This window comes from Methylobacterium sp. XJLW, from assembly GCF_003254375.1.
Lineage (GTDB): Bacteria > Pseudomonadota > Alphaproteobacteria > Rhizobiales > Beijerinckiaceae > Methylobacterium > Methylobacterium fujisawaense.
The window spans coordinates 4,630,846-4,656,349 of sequence record NZ_CP016429.1 but is presented as its reverse complement, the minus strand read 5'-3'; the positions used below and the strand labels follow the sequence as shown (position 1 = coordinate 4,656,349).

Annotated in this window: 27 protein-coding genes; 12 read left to right on the top strand and 15 right to left on the bottom strand. The window is 72.0% G+C overall.

What is annotated here, in order from left to right:
* Window positions 1–126: 126 nt before the first annotated feature.
* Window positions 127–1,254: a hypothetical protein gene (locus tag A3862_RS21570; protein WP_043757162.1), complete on the bottom strand. Its 1,128-nt coding sequence runs from the start codon at window positions 1,252–1,254 to the stop codon at window positions 127–129.
* Between the two features lie 137 nt (window positions 1,255–1,391).
* On the opposite strand from A3862_RS21570, the gene A3862_RS21565 reads away from it, so the two are divergent.
* From A3862_RS21565 to A3862_RS21545, 5 genes are all read left to right on the top strand, one after another.
* Window positions 1,392–2,567 carry an MFS transporter gene (locus tag A3862_RS21565; RefSeq protein ID WP_043757163.1) on the top strand — a complete coding sequence of 392 codons (1,176 nt, stop codon included), beginning with the start codon at window positions 1,392–1,394 and terminating at the stop codon, window positions 2,565–2,567.
* A 48-nt stretch (window positions 2,568–2,615) separates the two neighbouring features.
* Window positions 2,616–3,770: an ABC transporter permease gene (locus tag A3862_RS21560; protein ID WP_043355836.1), complete on the top strand. Its 1,155-nt coding sequence runs from the start codon at window positions 2,616–2,618 to the stop codon at window positions 3,768–3,770.
* Window positions 3,771–3,780: 10 nt separating this feature from the next.
* Entirely contained in the window at window positions 3,781–4,566 is a 786-nt protein-coding gene (locus A3862_RS21555; protein ID WP_170861809.1) for an ABC transporter ATP-binding protein, read from the top strand.
* Between the two features lie 107 nt (window positions 4,567–4,673).
* Complete coding sequence (locus A3862_RS21550) at window positions 4,674–5,756, top strand: MlaD family protein (RefSeq protein WP_043355838.1); 1,083 nt, start codon at window positions 4,674–4,676, stop codon at window positions 5,754–5,756.
* A 121-nt stretch (window positions 5,757–5,877) separates the two neighbouring features.
* Window positions 5,878–6,459, top strand: coding sequence for an ABC-type transport auxiliary lipoprotein family protein (locus A3862_RS21545; RefSeq protein ID WP_043382003.1), 582 nt, complete (start codon window positions 5,878–5,880; stop codon window positions 6,457–6,459).
* 7 nt (window positions 6,460–6,466) lie between these two features.
* On the opposite strand, the gene A3862_RS21540 is transcribed toward A3862_RS21545, so the two are convergent.
* The 3 genes from A3862_RS21540 to thiE all read right to left on the bottom strand — a co-directional run bounded on the left by A3862_RS21540 (window position 6,467) and on the right by thiE (window position 8,740).
* Window positions 6,467–7,093 carry a helix-turn-helix domain-containing protein gene (locus A3862_RS21540; RefSeq protein WP_043355842.1) on the bottom strand — a complete coding sequence of 209 codons (627 nt, stop codon included), beginning with the start codon at window positions 7,091–7,093 and terminating at the stop codon, window positions 6,467–6,469.
* Window positions 7,094–7,217: 124 nt separating this feature from the next.
* Window positions 7,218–8,033 (bottom strand): bifunctional hydroxymethylpyrimidine kinase/phosphomethylpyrimidine kinase, encoded by an 816-nt coding sequence (gene thiD, locus A3862_RS21535; RefSeq protein ID WP_043757169.1) that lies wholly within the window; start codon window positions 8,031–8,033, stop codon window positions 7,218–7,220.
* The gene (thiE, locus tag A3862_RS21530) at window positions 8,030–8,740 is read right to left on the bottom strand and encodes a thiamine phosphate synthase (RefSeq protein ID WP_111473985.1); all 711 of its coding nucleotides are present in this window, start codon (window positions 8,738–8,740) and stop codon (window positions 8,030–8,032) included. The genes thiD and thiE overlap by 4 nt, the downstream gene beginning before the upstream one ends.
* A 199-nt stretch (window positions 8,741–8,939) precedes the next feature.
* On the opposite strand from thiE, the gene A3862_RS21525 reads away from it, so the two are divergent.
* The gene (locus tag A3862_RS21525; protein WP_043355850.1) at window positions 8,940–9,935 is read left to right on the top strand and encodes an NUDIX hydrolase; all 996 of its coding nucleotides are present in this window, start codon (window positions 8,940–8,942) and stop codon (window positions 9,933–9,935) included.
* Window positions 9,936–10,356: 421 nt separating this feature from the next.
* Here the strand turns inward: A3862_RS21525 and A3862_RS21515 are convergent, their stop codons facing one another.
* The 5 genes from A3862_RS21515 to A3862_RS21495 form a co-directional block, all read right to left on the bottom strand.
* On the bottom strand, window positions 10,357–10,638 hold the full coding sequence (locus tag A3862_RS21515; RefSeq protein WP_051976039.1) for a DUF333 domain-containing protein: 282 nt from the start codon (window positions 10,636–10,638) through the stop codon (window positions 10,357–10,359).
* Window positions 10,639–10,652: 14 nt separating this feature from the next.
* Complete coding sequence (panB, locus tag A3862_RS21510) at window positions 10,653–11,471, bottom strand: 3-methyl-2-oxobutanoate hydroxymethyltransferase (RefSeq protein WP_043355852.1); 819 nt, start codon at window positions 11,469–11,471, stop codon at window positions 10,653–10,655.
* Between the two features lie 180 nt (window positions 11,472–11,651).
* Window positions 11,652–12,248 (bottom strand): rhodanese-like domain-containing protein, encoded by a 597-nt coding sequence (locus A3862_RS21505; protein ID WP_043355854.1) that lies wholly within the window; start codon window positions 12,246–12,248, stop codon window positions 11,652–11,654.
* Between the two features lie 2 nt (window positions 12,249–12,250).
* Window positions 12,251–13,090 carry a quinoprotein dehydrogenase-associated SoxYZ-like carrier gene (locus A3862_RS21500; RefSeq protein WP_051045068.1) on the bottom strand — a complete coding sequence of 280 codons (840 nt, stop codon included), beginning with the start codon at window positions 13,088–13,090 and terminating at the stop codon, window positions 12,251–12,253.
* A gap of 42 nt (window positions 13,091–13,132) precedes the next feature.
* Window positions 13,133–14,101, bottom strand: coding sequence for a quinoprotein relay system zinc metallohydrolase 2 (locus A3862_RS21495; RefSeq protein ID WP_052083604.1), 969 nt, complete (start codon window positions 14,099–14,101; stop codon window positions 13,133–13,135).
* Between the two features lie 126 nt (window positions 14,102–14,227).
* Between A3862_RS21495 and A3862_RS21490 the strand changes: the two genes are divergently transcribed.
* Window positions 14,228–14,794 carry a TetR/AcrR family transcriptional regulator gene (locus tag A3862_RS21490; RefSeq protein ID WP_043381993.1) on the top strand — a complete coding sequence of 189 codons (567 nt, stop codon included), beginning with the start codon at window positions 14,228–14,230 and terminating at the stop codon, window positions 14,792–14,794.
* On the opposite strand, the gene queC is transcribed toward A3862_RS21490, so the two are convergent.
* From queC to A3862_RS21470, 4 genes are all read right to left on the bottom strand, one after another.
* Window positions 14,781–15,500 (bottom strand): 7-cyano-7-deazaguanine synthase QueC, encoded by a 720-nt coding sequence (queC, locus tag A3862_RS21485; RefSeq protein ID WP_043355856.1) that lies wholly within the window; start codon window positions 15,498–15,500, stop codon window positions 14,781–14,783. The genes A3862_RS21490 and queC overlap by 14 nt on opposite strands.
* A complete protein-coding gene (queD, locus tag A3862_RS21480) occupies window positions 15,490–15,846 on the bottom strand; it encodes a 6-carboxytetrahydropterin synthase QueD (RefSeq protein ID WP_043381990.1) in 357 nt (118 codons plus the stop codon). The genes queC and queD overlap by 11 nt, the downstream gene beginning before the upstream one ends.
* A gap of 135 nt (window positions 15,847–15,981) precedes the next feature.
* Window positions 15,982–16,947: a dihydrodipicolinate synthase family protein gene (locus A3862_RS21475; RefSeq protein WP_043355863.1), complete on the bottom strand. Its 966-nt coding sequence runs from the start codon at window positions 16,945–16,947 to the stop codon at window positions 15,982–15,984.
* Between the two features lie 103 nt (window positions 16,948–17,050).
* The gene (locus tag A3862_RS21470; protein ID WP_043381987.1) at window positions 17,051–17,728 is read right to left on the bottom strand and encodes a GntR family transcriptional regulator; all 678 of its coding nucleotides are present in this window, start codon (window positions 17,726–17,728) and stop codon (window positions 17,051–17,053) included.
* A 117-nt stretch (window positions 17,729–17,845) separates the two neighbouring features.
* On the opposite strand from A3862_RS21470, the gene A3862_RS21465 reads away from it, so the two are divergent.
* Window positions 17,846–19,438 (top strand): ABC transporter substrate-binding protein, encoded by a 1,593-nt coding sequence (locus A3862_RS21465; RefSeq protein ID WP_111473984.1) that lies wholly within the window; start codon window positions 17,846–17,848, stop codon window positions 19,436–19,438.
* A 32-nt stretch (window positions 19,439–19,470) separates the two neighbouring features.
* Here A3862_RS21465 and cobT read toward each other — a convergent pair whose 3' ends face one another.
* Window positions 19,471–20,511: a nicotinate-nucleotide--dimethylbenzimidazole phosphoribosyltransferase gene (cobT, locus tag A3862_RS21460; protein WP_170861808.1), complete on the bottom strand. Its 1,041-nt coding sequence runs from the start codon at window positions 20,509–20,511 to the stop codon at window positions 19,471–19,473.
* Window positions 20,512–20,597: 86 nt separating this feature from the next.
* Here cobT and cobS point away from each other — a divergent pair, with 86 nt between their 5' ends.
* From cobS to A3862_RS21445, 3 genes are read left to right on the top strand one after another with little or no spacing between them, the layout of a single operon-like run.
* Entirely contained in the window at window positions 20,598–21,422 is an 825-nt protein-coding gene (cobS, locus tag A3862_RS21455; protein WP_043757185.1) for an adenosylcobinamide-GDP ribazoletransferase, read from the top strand.
* 51 nt (window positions 21,423–21,473) lie between these two features.
* Entirely contained in the window at window positions 21,474–21,686 is a 213-nt protein-coding gene (locus A3862_RS21450) for a DUF1289 domain-containing protein (RefSeq protein ID WP_043381978.1), read from the top strand.
* Window positions 21,683–22,375: a retropepsin-like aspartic protease family protein gene (locus A3862_RS21445; RefSeq protein ID WP_043355874.1), complete on the top strand. Its 693-nt coding sequence runs from the start codon at window positions 21,683–21,685 to the stop codon at window positions 22,373–22,375. The genes A3862_RS21450 and A3862_RS21445 overlap by 4 nt, the downstream gene beginning before the upstream one ends.
* Before the next feature lie 12 nt (window positions 22,376–22,387).
* Here the strand turns inward: A3862_RS21445 and dusA are convergent, their stop codons facing one another.
* Window positions 22,388–23,350 carry a tRNA dihydrouridine(20/20a) synthase DusA gene (gene dusA, locus A3862_RS21440; protein WP_043381972.1) on the bottom strand — a complete coding sequence of 321 codons (963 nt, stop codon included), beginning with the start codon at window positions 23,348–23,350 and terminating at the stop codon, window positions 22,388–22,390.
* 499 nt (window positions 23,351–23,849) lie between these two features.
* Here dusA and A3862_RS21435 point away from each other — a divergent pair, with 499 nt between their 5' ends.
* Window positions 23,850–25,481, top strand: coding sequence for a methyl-accepting chemotaxis protein (locus tag A3862_RS21435; RefSeq protein WP_083683417.1), 1,632 nt, complete (start codon window positions 23,850–23,852; stop codon window positions 25,479–25,481).
* Window positions 25,482–25,504 lie beyond the last annotated feature (23 nt).

The following is a 25,504-nucleotide window of genomic DNA, read 5'->3' as shown; positions in this document are numbered from 1 at the left end:
CGGGGGCGGCCCTGATAGCAGGGTCCGCGTCGGGACGCGCCTGCCGAACCGCCTCAGGCGGATGCGGCGGCGCGGTCTTCCATGCGCGCGGATGGCCGGCGCCGCGTCGGCCTCGCTCGGAAGTCGTCAGGCGAACAGGGCGAGCCGCTGCTCCGGCGTCAGCGCCGCGATCTCGGCGAAGCTCAGGGCCGGATCCTCCGGCGGCATGGCCGGCTCGGGGGCCGCCGCGACGGCCTCGCCCCAGGCCAGATCGGCCATATCCGCTCCGAGCGGGGCGTGGGGCTCCGGCGCGGCGTCGGGCTCCGGCGCGGCCTCGGCGAAGGTGCCGGTGTCAGGGGGCGAGACAGTCTCGGGCTCGTCGGCCAACCCGGGAACGGTGTCCAGGTCGGCCACCAGGTCGGCCACCAATTCGATCTCGTCGACCGGCGCCGCGACGGCCTCCGGCTCGGAATCCGCGACCCGCTCCGGTGCTTCCGCATCCGGCTCGGCCTCCGCCGAGACCGGGAGGAACACCAGATCCTCGTGGAGCGCCGGGCTGCCGGGGCGCGCCACGAGGGCGGCCACCGTGATGGCCGGTACGTCCATGGCGATGTAGCGGTCGACGTCGCTCTGGTTCAGATCGGCCGGCTCGCCGGCCGGCCGCGCGCTCCGGTGGGGCGGCACCCGCACCGCGTCCTCGCCCCAGATGGCGATCATCGCGGAGACCCGGTCCTCCAGGTAGCGCAGGGTGTAGACGATCCGGGCGGTGCGCTGCGCGGTCAGGTCCTGGAAGGAGCAGGCGGTGTAGATCGCGGTGGCGTGGCGGTCGAGGGCGTCGCAGGCCTGCGCGTCGGCCCCATGCTCGCGGAGGGTCCAGGCCGCCTCCTGGATCGACTCGGCGGCGCTGAGGATGTCGGAGGTGGCCTGCTCGGTCTCGCGCACGATGGCGTCGAGGGCGAGCGACGCCTGCGTCAGCCGGGTCTCGTCGCTGTTCGGGGCGTTGAGCGCCGCGATCTCGCCCTTGGTCCGGCTGATCGCGTCGGCCATGTCGAGAAGGTTGCCGCGCAGGTGGCCGAAAGCCTCCTGCCCGCGGTCGGCGGTGACGCTCCGCTCCAGCCGTGCGATCGCTCCGAGCAGCACCTCGGTTTCGGGGCCCCGGTTGCGCCGGGCGTATTCGGCGAGGAACCAGCGGCCGCGCTCGCTGGCGCTGATCGTCGCCTCAATCGCCTCGTACTCGGCCGACGCATGCGCGCTCGGAGTCACGGAACCGAACATGGGCCTCTCTGGACGCTGGCGGCGGGCGCGGTAGCGGCCCGCCCAGGTGCGCGCCAATCCCCGGGAATTTGACAGACTCCCTTTAACGGGCGCTTACGGACGGCCTACGCCCCCCGCCCCTCCCGTCGAGACCCGCCTTGCCCCGCCCGTCCGGCCCGGCGCGCCTGTCGCTGCTCTACGCCGTGGTGTTCACCGAGATCGGCATCGCGATGCCGTTCATGCCCCTGTGGCTCGACGCCCTGGGCCTCGATGCAAGGGTGATCGGCCTCCTGCTCGCGCTGCCGATCGCCACGCGGATCGCCGCCACGGCCCCGCTCATGAGCCTGCTCGACCGGGGCCTGGGCCCGCGCCGGCTGATCCTGCTCGGCAGCCTCGCGCTCAGCCTGACCTACGCGTTGATGCCCGCCGCAGCCGGGATCGCCTGGCCGTGGCTCGCCGCGCTCATCGTGCTCAACGCGGTCGCCGGCGCGCCCCTCGTGCCCTGCATCGACTACCTGACCCTCGCGGCCGTGCGCGGGGATTCCCGCCTCGCCTATTCGCGGATCCGGATGGCGGGCTCCGTCGCGTTCCTGCTGGCGAACCTCGCGGGCGGAGTGCTTCTGACGGCGCTGGGCGGGCGGCTCGCCGTGCCGCTGCTGCTGACCGGCCTCGCCCTCGGCGCGGCGCTGGTGGCGTGGCGCAGCCGCGCGGTGGCGGCCCTGCCGCCGTCCGCGGCGGGAGCCGGCCGGCCGCGGCTGCCGCTGAAGCTGTGGCTATGCATCGGCGCGGCGGCCGCGATCCAGGCGAGCCACGGGGCGATCTACGGGTTCGGCAGCATCTACTGGATCAGCCAGGGGATCCCGGCGGCCTGGGTCGGCTCGCTCTGGGCGACCGGGGTGCTCGCCGAGATCGCCCTGTTCGCCGCTCTGCCCGCCATGCCCGCCGCCTGGCGCAGCCCGGTGCGGCTCCTCGGTGCCGGGGCCGTCGCGGCGATCCTGCGGTCGGTCGGCATGTTCCTCCTCGGCGACCATCTCGCCGCGCTGGTGCCGCTGCAATGCCTCCACGGCCTGACCTTCGGGGCGACGCAACTCGGCGCCATGGCGGCGGTCTCGGCCTACGCCCCGGACGGCGCCCGGGGCCGGGCGCAGGGCACGCTCAGCGCGGTCAATGCCGGGATCTCGGTGGTCGCGACCCTGGGCAGCGGCGTCGCCTACCGGGCCGGCGGCCCCCTCGCCTTCCTGCTCATGGCGCCGCTCGCCGCCGCGGGCCTGGGGCTCGCCCTGGCCTCACGCCGCGCTTCAGGGGTGAGGTTGGAGACGGATCGTCAACCGTAATGTCGTCATAACCGCCGGGCAGGGTGGTGCCTCGATCGAGGAGTATGGGTGTTGCTGAGCGAGGGCACTGTTCCCGGCGCCTTGGCCGGCGCCGCGCTGCGGGACCGGACGGCCGACGGCCGTCTGACGCTCGACGGCCGCTGGACCGCCGACCAGGGCCCGGCCGTCGAGGCCGCGGCCGCGGGCATCGCGGCGGCCGGCCGCGCCGGGCCGGTGGCGGTCGACCTGTCGGCCATCGAGCGCCTCGACACCCTCGGCGCCTGGGTTCTGGAGCGGACCCGCGCCGAGATCGAGCAGGCGGGGGGCGCCCTCACCTATCTCAACGCACGGCCGGAGCACCGCACCCTTCTGGGGGAGGTTCGCCTGCGCGAGCCGGACGCGCCGCCGCCCCGGCGGCACGGCCCGGTCGTCGGCCTTCTCGATGCCACCGGGCGCCAGACGGTGCAGGGCGGCCATGAATTCGTCACCGCCCTCGCCTTCCTCGGCGAGCTGATCGCCGCCTGCGGACGCGTCGCCCTGCGGCCCGGCACGTTCCGCGGCAACGCCCTGATCAACCAGATCCAGCAGGTGGCGCTCAACGGCACGCCGATCATCGTGCTGATCTCGTTCCTGGTGGGCGGCATCGTCGCCCAGCAGGGGATCTTCCAGCTCCAGCGCTTCGGCGCCCAGACCTTCGTGGTCAACCTGATCGGCCTGCTGATCCTGCGCGAGATGGGCGTGCTGCTCACCTCGATCATGGTCGCCGGCCGCTCCGGCTCGGCGATCACCGCCGAGATCGGCTCCATGCGCATGCGCGAGGAGGTGGACGCGCTCCGGGTCATGGGCCTCGACCCCGTCGAGATTCTGATCGTGCCCCGGGTGCTCGCCCTGATGATCGGCCTGCCGATGCTGACGCTGATCGGCGACCTCGCGGCGCTCGCCGGCGGCGGCCTCACCGCGATGCTCTATGGCGGCCTGACCCTCGACCAGTTCCTGGTCCGGCTCCAGGCGGCGGTGGGCGTCCACCACGTCATGGTCGGCCTGATCAAGGCGCCGTTCATGGCGCTGACCATCGGGGTGATCGCCACGATCGAGGGTTTCGCGGTCGAAGGCTCGGCGGAATCGCTCGGCCGCCACGTCACCGCGTCGGTGGTGAAGTCCATCTTCATGGTCATCGTCCTCGATGGCCTGTTCGCGGTGTTCTTCGCCGCGATCGACTTCTGAGGCCGACCCGATGACCGCCCCCGCCCCGATCATCCGCGTGCGCGACCTCGTGGTCGGATTCCGCGACCGCAACATCCTGAAGGGTCTGAGCCTCGACATCCGCGCCGGTGAGATCCTCGGCTTCGTCGGGCCCTCGGGCCAGGGCAAGTCGGTGCTCACCCGGACGATCCTGGGCCTCAACCCGAAGCGGGCCGGCACGATCGAGGTGTTCGGCCGGGACGTCGACGAGCTCACCTACGCGGAGCGGCGCCGGATGGAGCAGCGCTGGGGCGTGCTGTTCCAGCAGGGGGCCCTGTTCTCGGCGCTCACCGTCAAGCAGAACATCCAGGTGCCGATGCGCGAGCACCTGAACCTGTCCGAACGCCTCCTCGACGAGTTCGCCCGGCTCAAGATCGAGATGGTCGGCCTGAAGCCCGATGCGGCCGACAAGCTGCCCTCGGAGCTGTCGGGCGGCATGATCAAGCGCGCGGCGCTCGCCCGCTCCCTGGCCCTCGACCCCGAGATCCTGTTCCTCGACGAGCCGACCTCGGGCCTCGACCCGATCGGTGCCGGCGAGTTCGACGACCTCGTCTCGACCCTCAAGGAAACGCTGGGCCTGACCGTCTTCATGGTCACCCACGACCTCGACAGCCTCTACACCGCCTGCGACCGCATCGCGGCGCTCGGCGACGGCCAGATCATCGCCGCCGGCACGATCGACGAGATGCTGGCGAGCGACCATCCCTGGCTGCGCTCCTACTTCCACGGCAAGCGCGCCCGGACCATCGCGACGGGCGGCGCCTCGGCTCATGCCTGACCCGATGCCTGATCACCGTCCCACCCAGATCCCGCCCTGCTCCCCTCCGGGGGCCGGGGCCACAGGCCCGGCCGCATCCCCGCCGGCCAGAACCGCAGGTTGAGCGCATGGAAACCCGCGCGAACTACGCCCTCATCGGGGCCTTCACCATCGCCGTCATCCTGGCGGGCTTCGGCACCGTGCTGTGGCTCTCCGGCGGCTCCTCGCGGCAGGTCAGCCAGATCGTCCGCATCGTCTTCTCCGGCTCGGTCGGGGGGCTCTCGCGCGGATCGAGCGTGAACTTCAACGGCATCAAGGTCGGCGAGGTCACCGATATCCGCCTCGCTCCGCAGGATCCCCGCCGGGTGCTCGCCACGATCAAGGTCGATCCCGCGACCCCGCTCCGGGCCGACACCCGCGCCCGCCTCGACTCGGCGATGCTCACCGGCGTCTCGGTGATCTCCCTGTCGGGCGGCAACGCCGACGCGCCGGTGCTGACCCCGATGGCCAACGGCGAGCCGCCGACCATCTTCGCCGATTCCTCCGACATGCAGGACATGATGGCGCTGGCCCGTCAGGTGGCGCAGCGGGCCGACGACATGCTCGCCCGCCTGGACAGGCTCGTCTCCGCCAACGAGGGGGCGATCAACCGGTCGCTGTCCAATGTCGAGACCTTCTCCAAGACGCTCGCCGATGCCGGCCCCAACATCTCAGCCCTGGTCAAGGCGGTGGACGGCGCGAAGCTCGGCCGGGTAATCGACAATGCCGACCGCTTCTCGGCAGCCCTGTCCAAGGCCAGCCCCGACATCGAGGCGGGCCTGCACGACGCCCGGCTGCTCGCCGGCAAGCTCAGCGCCTCGGCCGACAAGATCGACGCGGTGCTCAACGGCGCCGAGAGCTTCCTGGGCTCGGCCTCCGGCCAGGAGGGCTCCAGCACCTTCGCGGAGATCCGCGCGGCGGCGATCTCGGTGCGCGACGCCGGCAAGGCGTTCCGGACCATGTCGGAGAACCTCGACAAGCGCACTGCCAGCATCGCGACCAGTTTCGGACGGCTCAGTGGCACCGGCCGCCGGGAGGTGGAGGCCCTGTCGGGGGACGGGCAGCGGACCCTGAGCACCCTCAACCGCACGGTGCGCAGCCTGGAGCGCGACCCGAGCCAGGTGATCTTCGGCGGCAAGCCATCGTTGCCCGAATACAACGGTGGGCGCTGAAAGCGCGCGGCGCCGGACGGATGTGTCCCGGCGCACGGCACGGATGCCGCAGCGGATTAGTTTTAACCGCATAGCTTTTACAGCTCCGCTGCTCGCCGGCGGAGTTTCTCAGGTCATGTGTATGGTCCGCTCGTCCCACATCCTCGCCGCCGCGCTGTTCGCCGCCCTCCTGGGCGGCTGCGGCGGCGGTGTGGCGCCCCTCACCTTCGACCTCGCGGCGCTGCCCCCCGCGGGCCGGCCGATCGCGGCCGGCCGTTCGATCGTGGTGTCGGAGCCGGTGGGGATCCAGCCCTTCGAGGCCGACCGGATCATCGTGCGCGAGAACGGCGGGGCGCTGTCCTTCCTGGGCGGCGGCCAATGGGCCGACCGGCTGCCGCGCCTGATCCAGACGCGGCTCATCCAGAGCCTGGAGAATTCCGGCCGGCTCCGCTCGGTGAGTCGCCCCGGCGACAAGGTCGTGGCCGACTACCAGCTGATCAGCGAGATCCGCGCCTTCGATGTCCAGGCCGCGACCGGCGAGGCGGTGGTCGACCTGTCGCTGAAGCTCGTGGCCGACGGCACCGGCAAGGTCGCCGCCGCGCGGATCTTCACGGCCCGGGTCCCGGTGTCCAAGATCGATGCCGGAAACGGCGCTCGCGCCCTCGATCAGGCGCTGGTGACCGTGCTCGCCGACGTGGTGCGGTGGGTGAACAGCGGGCGGTGAAACCGCCTCACTCCATCACGGCGGCCTTCATGATCACCACCATGGTGGCCCGGGCCGGGCCGTCCGTGCAGCGGATGAGGTGGGGCCGGTCGCAGCGGTAGCGCAGGGTCTCGCCGGCCCGCGCGCGCTGCACGCTGCCGCCGATCTCGACCTCGAACGCGCCCTCGGCGACCGACAGCGATTCCACCGAGCCGCGCTGGTGCGGGTCCGAGTCGAGGACGCCGCCGAGATCCGCCGTGACCTCGTACCATTGCAGCCACTCGATCGTCTTGAGCCAGCCGATGATCGCGAGCCGCACCTTCCCGTCCTCGGAGACGAGGATCGGCGTGTCGGCCCGGGAGGTCTTCTCGATGAAGGGCTCCTCGTCGCCCGCCGCCAGCACCCGCTCGATGGACACGTCCAGCGCCTGCGACAGGCGCCAGATGGTCGCGAGGGTCGGATTGGTCTCGTTGCGCTCGATCTGGCTGATGATCGATTTGGCCACGCCGGACTGCTCGGCGAGTTCCGAGAGCGACAGGTTGTAGGCCTTGCGCAGCCGCTGGATGGTCTTGCCGAGCTGCCCGGAGAGCGCCTGCGCGCCGGTCAGCAGGTCGCGCCCGCGCCCCCGGTCGGGCCGTTCCGCCTGATCCTGCATCGTCACCGGTCCGCCTGTACCGTTCCGTTATCCGAACGATCGTGCGCTTCTTCAAACGCAATCGCCGCCCGGTTGCAAGGCGGCGGGCGGCTGGGGCGCGGGAAAGTGCCGGCTCGGGCGCGGCCTACGACCAGAGGGCGTGGAAGTGGTGGACCGGCCCGTGGCCCGTCCCGACCGCGAGCTGGTCGGCGGCGGCGAGGGCGGCCGTGAGGTAAGCCTTGGCGGCCGCCACCGCCTCAGGCAGATCCAGGCCCTGGGCGAGTCCCGCCGCCACCGCGGCCGAGAGCGTGCAGCCGGTGCCGTGGGTGTTGGCCGTCGCGATTCGCGGCGCCGAGAGGGTCCGCAGGGTGCCGTCCGCCGTGACGAGGTGGTCGATGCTCTCGCGCCCCACGCCGTGGCCGCCCTTGATCAGCACCGCCCGGGCGCCCAGCCCCACGAGCCGCCGGGCCTGGGCCACGATCGTCGCCGCGTCCGTGGCGACGGCCTCGCCGAGGAGCACCGCCGCCTCCGGCAGGTTGGGGGTGATCAGATCGGCCCGCGGCAGCAGCCGCTCGCGGAGCGTCGCCACGGCCGCGTCCGCGATCAGCCGGTCGCCGCTCGTGGCGACCATCACGGGGTCGAGGACGACCGGGATAGCCCCGGCGTGGCGCGCCAGCCCCTCGGCCACGGCGGCGATCACCGCCACCTGCGACAGCATGCCGATCTTCACGGCCTTCACGGCGAGGTCGGAGAACACGCTGTCGATCTGCCGGGTGACGAAGTCCGGCGGCACGTCGTGGATGCCCTGGACCCCCGTCGTGTTCTGCGCGGTCAGCGCCGTGATCACGCTGGCCCCGTAGACGCCGAGCGCCGAGAAGGTCTTGAGGTCCGCCTGGATGCCGGCGCCCCCGCCGGAATCCGAGCCCGCGATCGTCACCGCGATGGGCGCGGGGTCGCTCATCGCGAGGCCGCCCGCTCCGCCAGGGCGGCGTCGATCCGCGCGCGCAGGTCGCGGGCGCGCTGGCGCACCGAGTCCGCGCCGAACAGGGCGGTGATCACCGCGACGCCGTCCGCCCCCGCGGCGATCACCGCGGCGGCGTTGTCCAGGCCGATCCCCGCGATGGCGCCGAGCGGCAGGTCCGCCCCGCGGGCGAGGCGGGCGCGGAAGGCGATGCTGGCAAAGCCGTCGAGGCCCACGGGCGGGTCGGGATTGTCCTTGCTGGTGGTGGCGAACACGCCGCCGATGCAGGCGTAGTCGACGGGAAGCCGGTACAGCTCGTCCGCCTGGGCGGCCTTCTTGAGGGTGAGACCGATGATCGCGCCCTCCCCCAGGAGGCGGCGGGCATCCGCCGGATGGAGGTCGCTCTGGCCGAGATGCACCCCGTCCGCGCCTGCGGCGAGGGCGAGGTCGACGCGGTCGTTGACGAGGACCGGGACCCGGCCGCCCACGGCTTCCAAGATCGCCCGGATCCGCCCCAGGGCGGCGCGGGCATCGGCGATGTCCTTCTCGCGGTACTGGAGCAGGGTGCAGCCCCCGGCCACCGCTTCGGCGCCGAGTTCAGCCAGCCGCGCCCCGTCGGCGCCGCAGACGCCGACGTCGAGGAGGCCGTAGAGTCGCAGGTCGACCGCCTGTCTCCCGGTCGATGCGGCGCTGGCGCTGGCTGGCATCGCTGTCGCTGTATCCTCGTTCCGGCAGAACCGCCCCGGCGGCGTCCGCGCCGGTCCCTCCCTGTTTGGGCAGGCATCGGCGCGTTGGCAAGCGCACGGGGCCGCTCCGTCCGACAGCGGCGTTGACGCGCGGCGATCCTGTCCCCCTATAGGTGGGATCCGCTCCGGCGCGTCCCGGGGGAGAGGCGGTCGAGGAACGATGAAGGGTGCCGCGGCGCAGACGGATGCGCGGGGGGCGCAGGCCTCGCCGGAGCGCTCCTCCGTAGGCCTCGTCGCGGTGATCGTCGCCGCGACCAAGGGGGAGCCGCGCGCCCTGACGATCCGCGTGCCCGACCAGGCACCGGGCCGGGGCGACGGCCTGCCGGCCGGCCCGCTGGTCCCCGAACACGCGACCCTGGAACGGGGCCTGCGCGCCTGGGTGGAGCGGCAGACGCACCAGCGTCTGGGCTACGTGGAGCAGCTCTATACCTTCGGCGATCGGGACCGCTCCGGCACGGCGAACCTGTCCGGCGTGCATTCGCTCTCGGTGGCCTATCTGGCGCTCGTTCGCGAGGAGCGGCCGGCCGGCTTGGCCGAGGCCGCGTGGCAGAACTGGTACCGCTACCTGCCCTACGAGGATTTCCGCCAGGGGCGCCCCCGCCAGCTCGACGCCATCGAGGCGCGGCTCGCCGCCTGGGCGTCCGAGCCCGAGGAATGTGCTACCCGGACCCGCCGCCTGGACCGCCTCGGCCTGACCTTCGGCATGAACGGCGGCACGTGGAACGAAGAGCGTGTCCTGGAGCGCTACGAGTTGCTGTTCGAGGCCGGTCTGATCCCGGAGGCGAAGGGCAATCCCGGTCCGGCCCTCCCGAACGACCCGACCGGCGTGCCCATGGCCTTCGACCACCGGCGGGTGCTCGCCACCGCGATCGGCCGGCTCCGGGGCAAGATCAAGTATCGCCCGGTGGTGTTCGAGCTGATGCCGCCGGAATTCACCCTGCTCCAGCTCCAGCGCACCGTTGAGGCCCTGTCGGGAACGCAGCTGCACAAGCAGAATTTCCGCCGTCTCGTGGCGCAGCAGGGACTGGTGGAGGAGACCGAGAGCGTCACCAGCGGCGCCGCCGGCCGGCCGGCGCGGCTCGTGCGCTTCCGCCGGGAGGTGCTGCTGGAGCGGCCCGCCCCGGGGTTGCGGCTGCCGTCGCGGCGGGTGGGCTGACGAACGGGATCGATCCTACCGTCGCGCCAGGATGCCGAGGCCCGGGCCGGCGGTGCGCCGTAGGTCCCCCAGGCCTTCAGCCTGTCCTGGCCGGCCCGGCCGTCGAAGACGCGGTCGGCGAAGCTGTCGGTGCGCCCCTCCGGCAGGCCGGACGGGATGGCGTTCGTCAGGACGAGGGTGTGGAAACCGGCCTCCGGATGGAGCGACACGAGGATCTGCGCGCCGGTGCTGAAGGCGCCGGCATGGCTCCAGGCGAGGCCGTGGCGACCGTACGCGCTGGTCCAGCGTTGGTCGCCCCGTGTCGGATTCTCACCGCAGGTGTGGTCGTCGGCCGGTACAGACCGCGCCCGCGCCGGCCGTCACGGCATCCTCGAACGGGCGCGGCGCGTTCGGGATTCGCATGCGCCCGCGCGTGGCCGGGCTATCGGAACGGGTTGTCGTCGGCCGGGGGCTTCACGCCATGGAGCATCCGGTAGAGCGTCCATTCCTCGACGATCTTGTTGCCCGGCAGGGAGCAGAGCCCGATCGCGCCCCCATCCGGCAGCTTCGCGATGATCGACCGTCCCCCCATCGTTGCGCAGAAGGCGGAGGCCGGGTTTTCCAGCGCCTGCGCCGGTCCCGGTCGGGCGATGGCGGCGCACAGCGCGAAGGCGATGACGAGCCTCTCGGCGCGACCGCCCGACGGCAGGATCGGAGGGGACATCGGCCGCCCCTGCCCTACCCGTAGGTGTGGTCGTCGGCCGGGAACCGCCCGGCCCGGACCTCCTCCGCGTAGGCTTTCACGGCCTCCTCGATATGGTTGCGCAGGCTGCCGAACTGGCGCACGAATTTCGGCGTCCGCTCGGACAGGCCGAGCATGTCCTCCAGCACGAGGATCTGGCCGTCGCAGACCGCGGAGGCGCCGATGCCGATCGTGGCGGCCGTCACCCGGGGCGAGGTCGCGATGGCGCGAGCCACCGGCTCGACGATGCCCTCCAGCACGATCGCGAAGGCGCCGGCCTCGGAGATGGCGCGGGCATCCTCCAGAAGGCGGCGCTCGTCGTCGGGCCCCCGGCCCTGGACCTTGAAGCCGCCCATCGTGTTCACAGCCTGCGGGGTGAGGCCGATATGCCCCATCACCGGTACGCCGCGCTGGACCAGGAACGCCACCGTCTCGGCGAAATGGGCTCCGCCCTCCATCTTGATCGCGCCCGCGCCCGTCTCTTTCAGCACCCGGGACGCGTTGAGGAACGCCTGTTCCCGGCTGGCCTCGTAGGAGCCGAACGGCATGTCGACCACGACGAGCGCCTTCTCGGTGCCGCGGATCACCGCCTGGGCCTGGAGGATCATCATCTCCAGGGTCACGGGGATCGTCGATTCCATCCCGTGCATGACCATGCCGAGGGAATCGCCCACGAGGATGAAGTCGCAATAGGGATCTACGATGCCGGCCGTGTGGGCGTGGTAGGCGGTCAGCGCGGTGATCTTGCGCCCCTCGGCCTTGCGCTTGCCGATATCGATCGCCCGGAGCCGTCGGGACTGCACGACCTGCGACATGATTCAGATCCCTTCCGGCACCGAGGGCAAGCGCCGGTCCCCTCTCCCGTGCGGGAGTGGGACAGGATGAGGGGGTGACTCGTCCGGAAAGACCTGTTCCCTCACCCCAACCCTCTCCCGCTCAGGAGAGGGGGCGCGTCCCGTTTCATGCGTCCCTCTTACACCGCCCGGCGCCGCGGGTCAGCGCCCCGCCTGTGGCTCGGCGCCCGCCTTCCAGGCCGGATCGACCTGCAGGTTCGCGGTCTCGTGCGTCTCCTGCCAGCCCTCGACGCCCTGGGGGAACCAGCGCACGCCGGTATAGCCCTTCAGGATGAGGCGCTTGGCGGCGTTCCAGCTGCCCCAGCACTCCACGTGGCAGAACACCACCACCGGGCGAGCCTTGTCGCCGCCCGTCAGCGCGGCGACCCGGTCGTAGAACAGCGCCTCGCGCGCGGGCGCCAGGGGCTCGGCGCCGGCCTCCGGCATCCAGACGGCCCCCGGAATCGAGGGATGCACCGGAAGCCACAACCGTCCCTCCGGGAAGTTCGACGGTTTGCGGTCCGGGGCAGCCACGTCGATCAGCACCGGCTTGTCGGGGCCCGCCATCAGGGCCGCGACGGCGTCGGCATCGACCACCGTCGCCCCTTTCAGGGTCTGTGGCGTGTAGCCCTTCGGCGGGCCGGCATAGAGCCCCTCCGGCTCGGGGACGTTGACCGGCGAATCGGCCGGCGCGGCGGCGAGGCAGAGGAGTGCGGCACAGGCCGCCGCGGCCCGGCCGGTCAGGAGGAGGCGCCGCATGGTCAGTTCGTCGGGCCCGGCGGGGTGAAGCTGTGCTGCCAGCGCCCGCCCTGGTTGTCGGAAGCCGCCACCTGGATCGGCTTGCCGTCCGGCTTGAAGGCGAAGTTGATCACCGGGTTCGAGGCGATGGAGATGTCGCCCGTCATGGTGAAGACCGTCCGGTCGCCCGCCGAGACGGTGAGCTTGTCGATGTAGCGCGCCGGCGTGTAGTCGCGGGTCACCTGGTTCATCTGCATGCCCGAGAAATTCGGGTGGCGGATCATCAGCGTCGCCTCCACGGGCTTGCCGGGCTGGGTCTCGGCGAACTTCATGCGCATGTCGCCCATGCCCTTCATGGCCTCCTCGTCGCTCATGCCCATCGGGGCCGAACAGCCGCCGGACGCCTTCACGAACTGCTTGGCCTCGTAGAGCTTGCCGTCCTGCGTCTCCACCACGGCGTGCATGTCGGTGTAGTTGTTGACCCGAACGCGCAGCTTCAACTCGGCCGGGTCGGCGGCCGGTCCGAACTCGAACTTGGCCGCGTAGGGCGCCGGGTTGTCGTCGATGATCAGCGAGACCGCCTTGATCTGCCCGTCGTTGGGCATGGTCAGGGTGATCGGCACCAGGGCGGCGTCGAGCGCCCGGGCGGGGGCGTCGATCTTCACGAGGCTGTCGGTCTGGGCGATCTGGCGGTCGCCGAAGATCGACTTGGCGATCTCCTGCCAGCGGGCCGCCCGCTCCTGATCGGTATCGGAGGCGCCCGCCGCCTGCGCAGCGTGGACGAGGGGGCCGGACAGGGCGGTCGCCGCCAAGGCGGCGCCGAGGGCGAGGGTGGAGAGGGTCTTTCCGATCCGGTGGGTCATGGCGTGCCTCCCGTTGTCATCCGATATGGGGATCCGAAAATCCTATTCCCACTCGAGTTCCTGATAGGCCACGGTGACGTTGCGGCCGTTGTAGGTCTCGAACAGCGCCCACTTGTCCCGCTGGTCCGCGGCGACGCGCGTCACCGCCTTCTCGATGGGGACGTCCTTGGCGATCGCAGCCCGGGTCCCGTCGCGGAGGGCGGTCAGGTAGCCGGTAAGGTCGGACAGCGCCGGGGCGAGATCCACCGCGACGGGGCCGTGGCCCGGCACCGCCCGTGAGGCGCCCATGGCCTTCAGGCGCTCGATCTCGCTCAGCCAGCCCTTGAGGCTGCCGTCGAGGGACGGGATCCGGTTCACGAACAGCAGGTCGGCGGGGAACAGCAGGCCGCTGCCGGAATCGATCATCGACAGGTCCGAGGTGGTGTGCGCCGGCCCGTGCGCCGTGAAGGTCAGGCGCCGGTCGCCGAGGTCGATCTCGGCCGTCTCGGCCACGCTCATCGTCGGGTAGACCACCGGCCCGGTCCGGTCCTCGCCCAGGAGATCGATCAGGCGCTTGCGGTAGAACTCGCCCCGGGCCGAGAGCGCCTCGGTGAGCTTGGCGTGGCCGATGAAGACCGGCTTGTCCTGGACGAACGCCCCCGCGCCGAAGACGTGGTCGGGATGGACATGGGTCAGCACGACGTGGGTGATCGGCTTCTGCGTGCGCTTGACGATCTCGGCGCGCAGCCACTGGCCGTCCGCGAGGCTGCCGCCGGATTCCGTCACCAGCACGCCGCTCTTGCCGACGAGGAAGCCGATATTGGCGATGGCGTCCGCATTGTCGGAGGTTGCGTCGGCGATCAGGCCCTTGCGCACGAACACGCCCGGGCCGACCTCCTCCATCGTGAAGCTCTCGGCGGCGCGGCCCAGCGTCGGCAGGCAGCACAGGCAGAGCCCCGCGAAGAGCGCGTGCCGCCGCGTCAGCCCGGCGCCGGCGGCAAACGTCCTCGGATGGACGGCGGATGCCGTCATGCCGAAACCTCCCGATCTTGATTGTCTACCATTAAGTAGGTAGATTGCTCCTCCGTCAAGGGGTGGGCCGGGATCGGGATCGCGGCCGGCCCCACATTCGCGTGAGCCGGAGCGACGATCGCCGCGATGAGGGATACCCGCGCCGAGCTGCTGATGCAGGCCGAGACCCTGGTGCGGGGACGCGGCTATGCCGGCTTCAGCTACGCCGACCTCGCGGCGGCGGTGGGCATCCGCAAGGCGAGCATCCACCACCACTTCCCCACCAAGATCGATCTCGGCGCCGCCCTGGTGGCGGCCTATGCGGCGCGCTACGCCGCCGCCCTGGAGGCGATCCGCCGGGACGTCCCGGACGGGCCGGGCCGGGTCGAGGCCTATGGCCGGCTCTATCTCGGCGGTGTCGAGCAGGGGCTCGGCTGCCTATGCGCGGCGCTCGCCATCGAGGGCGAGGCCCTGCCCGAGCGCCTGCGCCGGGACATTGCGGCCTTCTTTGCGGATCACCTCGCGTGGCTGGAAGCGATCCTGCGGGAGGGGCAGGCGGACGGGAGCGTCCGCGGCGGCGCGGATCCGGCGGCGCTCGCCCGCTACGTCGTCGCCACCCTGGAGGGGGCGCTGCTGATGGAGCGCCTGTTCGCGAGCCCGGCGGCCTTCCGGGGGACGCTGGCGGTCCTGGTGGACGGGCTCAGGCCGCAGTGAACCGCGCGTAGCCGTCCGCCCGGAGGCGGCAGGCCGGGCAGGTCCCGCAGCCGTAGCCCCAGGGATGCCGCTGCCCGCGCTCGCCGAGGTAGCAGGTGTGGCTCTCCTCGACGATCAGGTCGACCAACGCTCGGCCCCCCAACGTCTCGGCCAGTTCCCAGGTCTGCGCCTTGTCGAGCCACATCAGCGGCGTGTGCAGGACGAAGCGTCGCTCCATGCCGAGATTGAGCGCCACCTGCAGGGCCTTGATCGTGTCGTCGCGGCAGTCCGGGTAGCCGGAATAGTCGGTCTCGCACATCCCGCCGACCACGTGCCGGAGGCCCCGCCGGTAGGCGAGCGCCGCCGCGAAGGTCAGGAAGACGAGGTTGCGGCCGGGCACGAAGGTGTTGGGCAGGCCCGACGCCTCGTAGCCGATCGCGGCCTCCCGGGTGAGTGCCGTCTCGGACACCTGCCCGAGGGCGTCGAGGGCGAGCGTGTGGTCCGCCCCGAGGCGGGGCGCCCAGTCGGGATTGAGGTCCGTCGTGCCCGCCCGCAGGGCGGCGCGGCGGTCGAGCTCGACCCGGTGGCGCTGTCCGTAATCGAAGCCGAGGGTCTCGACATGGTCGAACCGGTCCAGCGCCCAGGCGAGGCAGGTGGCCGAATCCTGGCCGCCGGAGAACAGCACCAGCGCGGCGCGGTCCCCCGAAGGCGCGGCCTCACTCGCCATCGTACTCGGCCCAGGACATCGGGGTCTCGGCGACCCGCACCAGCGCGAGGCCCGGCAGGTCCGGCCGGAGGCGCTGCCAGATCCAGGCCGCGATGTTCTCGGCGGTCGGGTTCTCCAGCCCCTCGATCTCGTTGAGGCAATGGTGGTCGAGCCGGGCGAGCAGCGGCCCGAAGATCGACTCGATGTCGTAGAAGTCGATCACCCAGCCGGTGTGGGCATCGACCGGACCGGCCACCGTCAGCTCGACCCGGTAGGAATGCCCGTGCATCCGGTGGCAGCGGTGGGTCTCGGGCACGTTCGGCAGCCGGTGGGCCGCCTCGAAGGTGAAGGCTTGGGTGATCTTCATGGGCGGGGTTCGCGGGCTGGGACCGATCTCGCACCCGCAATAGCGCCGACGGACCGTTTCGCGCAAAGGCTGGCTGTTCCGGGGCGTGCCGCCCGCCCCCCCCCGATGGCCGAGGAGGGCCGCCCCGGTGCAGGGTCAGGCCCGGGGGCGGTCCTCCGCGGCCTCTTCCGACCACCGGGCGTACCAGGCCTTGAACAGGCGCAGCTGCGTCTCCGCGTAGTGGCGCTGGCCGGCGCTCAGCGCGTCGGTGGCGTTGAAGTGGAGGGCGTATTCCGGGTTTCCTTCCAGCACCATGAGGTGCTTGTAGTACAGGACGAGGTCCGGCCCCTCGTCGAAGCTCGACAGGATCGCCAGTGCGGCGTCGAGCTCCTCCGCCCGGCGGCGGGCCTGGACGTCGCCCGCGGCGGCCTTCTCGCACAGGGCGACGAGGTGGAGGACCTCCCGCGGCAGGACGTTGCCGATGCCCGTGATGGCGCCCCGGGCGCCGCAATTGACGTAGCCGTGCACCACCTGCGTATCCACCCCGACCATCAGGGTGATGTCGGGCGACTGGCCGGTGATGTGCTCGGCCGCGTAGGTGAGCGAGGCCGCGCCGCCGAACTCCTTGAAGCCGACGAGGTGCGGATACCGGGTGCGCAGGCGGAAGAACAGGTCCGCCCGGGTCTCGAACCCATAATAGGGGCTGTTGTAGATCACCGACGGCAGGTCGACCGCCGCCTCGAGGATGCCGGAGAAATGGGCTTCCTGCGCCGCGGCCGCGCTCCCCCGCGACAGGACCCGCGGGATGATCATCAGGCCCTGGGCGCCGGCCGCCTTGGCGTGGGCGGCGAGCGCCGCCGCCCGCTTCGGGTTCTGGGCCCCGGTCCCGACGATGACCGGGACGCCGGCCGCCAGCAGCCGCTCGACGCCCGCCATCCGCTCCTCGTCGGTGAGCAGCGGCCAGTCACCCATCGAGCCGCAATAGACCACCGCCGACATCCCCGCGGCGACGAGGTCCTTCCCCTTCCGCGCCAGGGCGTCGAGATCGGGTGTCCGGTCCGGCCGGCAGGGGGTCATCAGGGCCGGGATCGTGCCGGAGAAGATGTGTCGGTCGAAGGCCATCGCCGGCTCGTCTGCTGGGAGGAGAATCGCCCCGGCCGGCCTGTCGGGCCTCGCGGGGTGGCGCCCCTCTTCATGGCAGCGACGCGCGATTCTGGCAAGGATTTTATACAATCTCGCGCTTGGTGGGGGTCGCCGAGGCGTCGCCCAGGAAGGCCATCAGCGCGGACGCGACGTGGTCGATATGGTCGGTCAGGAGGGCGCAGGCCGCCGAGACGTGGCCGTTGCGGCAGAGCCGGACGATCTCGCGGTGCTCGCGGTCGGCCCGTTCCAGCTCGGCATTGTCCGTCGAGAGCTGCAGGCGCGTGTAGCGGTCGCACTCGGCCAGGAGGGAGCCGACGAGAGCGAGGGCGCGGGGCCGCTCGGCCCGGCTGTAGAGGAGGAGGTGCAGCTCCGTGTTGAGGGCGCCCCAGAGCGCCGTCGCGCCGTCGCGCAACGCCGCGGCGTAATCCTCCAGCAGGGCGTCGGCCCGGGCGTAATCGTCGGCGGTCAGGTTGGGCGCCGACAGGGACAGGAGGCGGGGCTCGAGGGCGCCCCGGAGTTCCAGGGCCTCGGCCGCGTCCGCCGGCGAGAGCGGCGCCACCATGGCGCCGCGATGGGGCAGGATCCGCACGAGGCCCTCGGCCTCGAGCTGGAACAGGGCTTCCCGCACCGGGATCCGGCTGGCCCCGAACTCCGCCGCGAGCCCGTCCTGGCGGAGCTGCGAGCCGGCCGGATAGCGCCCGTCGAGGATGCGTCGCCGGATCTCGGTCCCGATCGAACCCGCGATGGTCCGGTTCTTCATCGTCTCGCTCCCGGTCGCCCCCGGGAGCTCCGCAGGACCCTTGACGGCGGAGCTCCGGTGTTGAAATTGTATAAAATCAATCGGGCAACGGGCTCGATCAGGACAAGGGTGCCCGCGATGAAGCTCTCCCGTCGCCAGCTTCTGGCCGGAACCGCAGGCGCGGCCGCCGGCCTCGGCCTCCCGCACCTGGTCCGGGCCCAGCCCGGCGGCGGCAGCGTGCTGCGCTTCATCCCGTCGACGCCCCTGCCGTCCCTCGATCCGATCGTCGCCACGAGCTACGTCATCCGCAACCACGGCTATCTCGTCTACGACACGCTGTTCGCCACCGACGAGAATTTCCGGATCCAGCCGCAGATGGTCCGCGAGTGGCAGACCGCGCCCGACGGCCTGCGCTGGACCTTCCATCTCCGCGACGGTCTCACCTTCCATGACGGCTCCCCCGTCGAGGCCAAGGACTGCATCGCGTCCATCGCGCGCTGGTCCAAGCGCGACGCCTTCGGTCAGACCCTGGCGGGATTCGTGGCGGAATACGGCCAGGAGGACGCCCGGACCTTCACGATCAGCCTGAAGCAGCCCTTCCCCCTGCTCCCGGCGGCGTTGGGCAAGCTGTCCTCCAACGTGCCCTTCATCATGCCGGAGCGCATCGCCCTTCAGGACGCGTCCAAGCCGATCGCCGACGCCATGGGGTCCGGGTCCTGGCGGTTCGAGGCGCGGGAATGGATTCCCGGCCAGAACGCGATCTACACCCGCCACGCCGGCTACCGGCCCCGCGAGGAGGCGCCCTCCTGGGCGGCCGGCGGCAAGGTCGCCAAGGTCGACCGGATCGAGTGGCTGGCCATCACCGAGGCCTCGGCGGCGGTGGGCGCGATGATCCAGGGGGCGGTGGACTGGTACGAGCAGCCGGCGATCGATCTGATCCCCGTCCTGAAGGGCAAGCCCGGGATCGAGATCCGCAACGTGCCGCTCGGGCTGATCCTGCTGATGCGGTTCAACCACACGCAGCCGCCGTTCAACAATCCCGAGATCCGCCGGGCCGTGATGATGGCCATGCAGCAGGACGACTACATGCAGGCGGTGGTCGGCAGCCCAGAATACTACCGGGAGGCCAAGACCTTCTTCACGCCGGGCTCGCCGATGTCGACCGGTGCCGGCGGGGCCGCCGCCATGCAGGGGGACCTCGCCAAGGCCAAGGCGATGCTGGCCAAGGCCGGCTACAAGGGCGAGCGCGTGGTGCTGCTGGCCCCGGCCGACCAGCCGATCGCCTACAACCAGTCGCTCGTGACCCAGGATCTGCTCAAGCAGCTCGGGATGACTGTCGATCTGGTCTCCACCGACTGGGGCAGCTTCATCGCCCGCCGCGGCAACCGCGGGCCGGTCGATACCGGCGGCTGGTCGTTGTTCCACACGCTCTGGTCGGGGGCCGACGTCCTGAACCCGGCGCTCCACCCGCTGATCCGGGCCAACGGTCAGGCCGCGTGGTTCGGCTGGCCGGACGACCCGACGCTCGAGACCCTGCGCAGCGAGTGGATCGCCACGAGCGACGAGGCGCAGCAGAAGGCGCTGGCCGCCCGCATCGAGGAGCGCGCCTTCGCGGTCGTGCCCTACGCCCCTGCGGGCCTCGTGCAGCAGCCGATGGCCGTGAGTTCGAAGCTCAAGGGCATGGTGATGGCGCCCGTGCAGTTCTTCTGGAACATCGAGAAGACCGCCTGAGCCTGGAGGGTCGAAGCGCCCGCGGGGCGGTCCTAGCCCGCCCCTTTCTCGGACACACCGGCCTGCGCGAAGGTCGCCATGCCGGTGTGGCAGGCGAGCGCGCCCTTCAGCAGGCCCATCGCCATGCCGGCGCCCGAGGCCTCGCCGAGGCGCATGCCGAGCGCCAGCAGCGGCACCAGACCGAGCCGCTCCAGCACCTCCGCGTGGACGCCCTCCGCCGAGACGTGGCCGGCGAGGCAATGGTCGAGGGCGCTCGGATCGGCGGCGTGGAGCACGGCCGCGGCGGCGGTGGCCACGTAGCCGTCGATCACCACCGGGATGCGCTGGAGCCTGGCGGCCAGGATCGCCCCCGCCATGGCGGCGATCTCCCGGCCGCCGAGGCGCGCCAGGACCTGGAGCGGGTCGTCGAGATGGCCGGCATGGTGGGCGAGCGCCGCCTCCACGGCCGCGACCTTCCGGGACAGGCCGTCCCGGTCGACGCCGGTGCCGCGCCCGACCCAGTGGGCGGGATCGCCGCCGAACAGGGCGGCGTAGAGGGCGGCCGCCACGGTGGTGTTGCCGATGCCCATCTCGCCGATGCCGAGGCAGTCGGTACCGGCGGCCACCGCCTCCATGCCGAACGCCATGGTGGCCACTGTGGCGCGCTCGTCGAGGGCCGGCGCTTCCGTGATGTCGCCGGTGGGCATGTCGAGGGCGAGGTCGAACACCTTGAAGCCGAGGCCGTAGGCCGCGCAGATCTGGTTGATCGCCCCGCCCCCGGCGGCGAAATTGTCGAGCATCTGCCGGTTGACCGCGTCCGGGAAGGCCGAGACGCCGCGGCGCGTGACCCCGTGGCTGCCGGCGAAGACGCAGACCAGCGGCCGGTCGAAGCTCGGGGGCGCCTTACCCTGCCATGCCGCCAGCCACGTCACGAGGCTCTCCAGCCGCCCCAGCGAGCCCGCGGGCTTCGTCAGGGTCGCGTCCCGGGCGGCGACCGCGGCCTTCGCCTCCGCGTCGGGGCCCGGCATCGCCTTCAGCAGGTTGCGGATGTCGTCGAAGGGACCGGGTTCGGGAGCGGTCATCGGGTCGGTCATGGCGGCGATGATTTCCTGTGGGCGCCCCCGGACGGGGAGACTATAATGGACCGGCGCGCGGTGGCGGGCGGATGCGAGAGACCGCGATGAACAGGCAGACCGGCGGGGAGGCCGACTGGCCCGGGCGCGGCGCCCTCTACGACCTCGCCGGGTGCCTGCGCTTCTACTCCCGCCTGCCGGTGCCGCAACTGCCCGGCGAGCCGGACCCGCATCGCAGCCCCGACTTCACCACCCTGCCCCGGATGCTGCCGCTGGCCGGCCTGATCCTGGCCCTGCCCGCGGCCCTGGTCCTGGCCGGCGGCTGGTGGATCGGGCTCGGGCCGTTCCTGGCCGCGACGCTCGCCATCGCCATACTGGTGGTGGCCACGGGCGCCCTGCACGAGGACGGGCTCGCCGACGTCGCCGACGGGTTCGGCGGCGGCACCACCCGGGAGCGCCGCCTGGAGATCATGCGCGACAGCCGGATCGGCGCCTACGGGGGCGCGGCCCTGGTCCTGGCCCTGGCCCTGCGGATCGGCGCCCTGGCCACGCTCCTCGACCGGACCGGGTACGCCGCCGTCACCGGCCTGATCCTGGCCGCCGCCCTGTCGCGGGTCGCCGCCCTCGCCCCGATGGTGCTGCTGGAGCCGGCCCGGCCCGGCGGGCTCGCCGCCGCAGTGGGGCGCCCGGACCGGGCGAGCCTCGCCACCGCCCTCGGCCTCGGTGCGATGCTGGCCCTCGGCGCCGTGCCGCTCGGCCTGCCGTTCGGCGGCGTCGTGTCGATGATCCTGTGCGCCGGCCTCGCGGCTTTGGCCCTGACCCGGCTCGCCCGCGCCAGGATCGGGGGGCAGACCGGGGACGTGATCGGCGCCTGCCAGCAGGTCGCGGAGATCGCCGCGCTGCTGGCCCTGGTGGCGGCTTGGGCGGAGTGAGGACGCCAACGCGTCTTGACCCGGCCACGATCCCCCGCCCAAGGTTTCCCGATGCCGCCCGCGCCAAAACCCTCCTCGCCCTGCACCAAGGTCTGCGTGCTCGACGCCCCGACCGGATTGTGCTGCGGCTGCGGGCGGACCCGCGACGAGATCGCCGCCTGGGGGGCGCTGTCGGAGATGCAGCGCCGCACCGTCATGGCGGGGCTCGAAGCCCGGATGCGGGCCGCCGGCCTCACGCCTCTGGAAGCGCCGCTGCCGTCATGATCTATCTCGGCCTCGCCGCCCTCGCCCTGGTGGCCGTCGCCCTGGTCCTCAGCGACGGCAGCGACAGCGTCGGCGGCGTGATCGGGCCCGATCAGCTCGCCAACCTCGCCTGGACCGGCACGATCCTGCTCCTGGTGGTGGCCGGATTCTGGCGGCAATTCACGGCGCGGCTCGGCGCGAACCTGCAGGCGCTCCTGGCCTGGGGGCTGATCGGCCTCGCCCTCGTGATCGGCTACAGCTACCGCGACCGGATCCAGGATGTCGGCGCCCGGGTGCTCGGCGATCTCCGGCCGGGGAGTGCGACCCCGGGCGCCGACGGGTCCGTCACCGTCACCCGGCGGGCGGACGGCGATTTCCGCGTCGATGCCGAGGTGAACGGCCGGGTGCAGCCCTTCCTGTTCGACACCGGGGCGAGCAGCGTCGTGCTCACCGCCGAGAACGCCGCCGCCCTCGGCCTCACCCCCGCGCCCGCCGATTTCACCGCCCGCGTCTCCACCGCCAACGGCATCACCTACGCGGCGCCGACCCAGCTCGACTCGCTCAGCGTCGGCACGATCACCGAGCGGCGGGTCAACGCCATGGTGGCCAAGCCCGGCGCGCTCTCCGCGAACCTCCTCGGCCAGACCTTCCTGTCGCGGCTGTCCGGCTACGAGGTGCGGGGCGACCGCCTGATCCTGCGGCGTCCCTGACCGGGCCGCCGCTCAGGCCGCGCGGGCTTCTTCGGGCGCCGCGCGGGAGACCAGCGCCACCGCCTCCCGCAGGGTCGCGAGGTCCGCCTCCGGGCGCATGCCGTGGGTCGAGAGATGGCGTCGGTAGGCCCGCGCCCCCGGCCGGCCGTTGAACAGACCGAGCATGTGCCGCGTCACCGCGTGCAGCCGCTCGCCCCGGGCCAGGGTCGCTGCGATATAGGGCTCGAATGTCGCGATCGCCGCGAAAGCGTCGGGGGCCGGTGCCGGCACGCCGAAGAGGTCGGGATCGACACCGAGCAGCAGCGCCGGCTCGGTATAGGCGGCGCGGCCGACCATCACGCCGTCGACCTCGGCGAGCCGCGCCCGCGCGGCGTCCAGGTCGCGCAGGCCGCCATTGACCGCGATCGGCAGGCCGGGCAGCCGCTGCTTCAGCCGGGCCGCGCGTCCGTAATCGAGAGGCGGCACGTCCCGGTTCTCCTTGGGCGAGAGCCCCTGGAGCCAAGCCTTGCGCGCATGGACGATCAGCCCGTCGACGCCCGCCGCCATCACGGCGTCGGCCAGGGTGTCGAGCGCGGCCTCGGGATCCTGGTCGTCGACGCCGATCCGGCACTTCACCGTGACCGGCACGGAGACCGCCGCCTTCAGGGCGGCGACGCAGTCGCCCACAAGGGCCGGCTCGCGCATCAGGCAGGCGCCGAAGCGGCCCTCCTGCACCCGGTCCGAGGGGCAGCCGACATTGAGATTGACCTCGTCGTAGCCGAAATCCGCGGCGATCCGCGCGGCCTGCGCCAAGTCCGCCGGATCCGAGCCGCCGAGCTGGACCGCCACCGGGTGCTCGACATCCGCGAAGCCGAGCAGGCGCTCCCGCGGCCCGTGCAGCACTGCGCCGGTGGTCACCATCTCGGTGTAGAGCCGGGCGCGCGCCGAGAGGGACCGGTGGAAGGCCCGGCAATGCCGGTCCGTCCAGTCCATCATCGGGGCGACGGAAAACCGCCATCCCGCCAGTGCGCCGCGTTCGTCAGCCGCCGTCACGTTCCCTGATCCGTGCTGTGACCCGTATCCCGCCCGCCATGCGTCCCGCCGGAGGCCGCGCGTCCGGGGTCCGGCCGATGGCGCGGGAGGGCGCCGGATACCACGGGAGGCCGCCCGGCGAAACGCCGTGCGGTGCCGGTCAGTCCGTCGCCGGCGTCGCGGCTGGCCTTTGGCTCGGTGAGGCGCGGGCTCGGTCAGGCGCGTGGTCCGGCCGGCCAGTAAATCCCTCGGCGATCGCACCATGTCGGTGAAAACCGGGCCGCAGCATGGCTCCCATGTGCGGCCGGCATGGAATCATTCCAATGTAAAGAAGATGATGGGCCGGTGCGGTGCCGTGGAGCATTTGATTCTGTCTCGCGCAGGTGCGTATTTTACCAATTTATATTGGGAATTAACAGAAATGACTATCGGGAAAAAGGTCTTCTATATTATAGGCGGGATAATGTTGGCATTCATATCGATCGTGGGTGTGCAGGTCTCCTCCATCGGCGGAGTGATGATGGACGGCCGCAAGGCCGCCATCCGCGCCCAGGTCGAGTCGGCCCACAGCATCGTGGCGACGTTTGCCAAGCAGGCGGAGGCCGGCGCGATGACGGCCGACGAGGCGCGGCGGCGCGCTGCCGACGCGCTGCGGGCGATGCGCTACAACGGTGGCGACTACGTCTTCGTCTATAGCTCGACCCCGGGCGATATCGGCCGCAACGTCGTGCATCCCGATCCCAAGATCGAGGGCACGCGGTCCCGCGACGACGCGGCGATGAAGAAGACCTTCGTCTGGACGATGATCCGGCACGCTCAGGAGGGCGGCGGCTTCACCGAGTACCGTTGGGCCCGCCTCGGTGAGACCGAGCCCGCGCCGAAGGTCGCCTACTCGCTCGCCTACGAGCCCTGGCAATGGGTCATCAACTCCGCCCTGTACGTGGACGACATCCACGCCTTGGACCGGGCACGGATCGTCACCACCCTGCTCTGGCTGGTCCCGCTCGCCATCGGGGTCGGGGTGGTCGGGTTTCTGCTGGCACGCAGCATCACGCGCCCCCTGAGCGCGTTCACGGCCGCCCTGCGGCGGCTCGCAGGCGGCGAGATGGATGTCGCCATCCCGGGGCGCGGCCGGCGCGATGAGATCGGCCAGATGGCCGAGGCCGCCGGCGTGTTCCGGGACAGCATGATCCAGGCCCAGACTCTATCGGCCGAGCAGCGGGCCGAGCAGGAGCGGCGGCAGGAGCGCGCCCACTGGGTGGAGGCGGTGACCCGCAGCTTCGATGCCGAGGCGAGCCAGTTGCTGGCGCGGGTCGACACCGCGGCGGCCGGGATGCGGGAAGCCTGCCGGGCGATGTCGGAGACCGCCGCGGAGGCGGCGCAGCAGGCCGGCTCGGCGGCCGGGTCTGCGCAGCAGGCGGCGGCCAACGTGCAGACGGTGGCGGCCGCCACCGAGGAGCTGTCCGCCTCGATCGGGGAGATCAGCGGCCAGGTCGCCAAGTCGGCCGAGATCGCCGGTCAGGCGGTGACGGAGGCGGAGCGGACCGACCGGCAGATCCGCGGGCTCGCCGGGGCCGCGGAGAAGATCGGGGAGGTCGTGCGGATCATCTCGGCGATCGCCGAGCAGACGAACCTCCTGGCGCTCAACGCGACCATCGAGGCGGCGCGGGCCGGCGAGTCGGGGCGGGGTTTCGCGGTGGTCGCCGCCGAGGTGAAGGGGCTGGCCGGACAGACCGCGAAGGCCACCGAGGAGATCACCGCGCAGATCGCCGCGATCCAGGGCGAGACCATGGAGGCCGTCAACGCGGTGCACGCCATCGGCGGCACGGTCGACACGATGAACGCCATCGCCAGCGCGATCGCGGCGGCGGTCGAGCAGCAGCGGGTCGCCACGGGGCACATCTCGCAGAACATCGACCAGGCCGCCCAGGGCACCGATTCGGTGAGCCAGAACGTGGTCTCGGCCTCATCGGCCGCGGAGGCGACGCAACGCGTGGCCGGGGAGGTCGGCGCGGCGGCCGGCGACGTCTGCCGCAGCGCCGAGGCCCTGCGGTCCGAGGTCATGCGCTTCCTCGCCGAGATGCGGGCCGCCTGAGTGCGCGGTCGCGTCGGATGGGC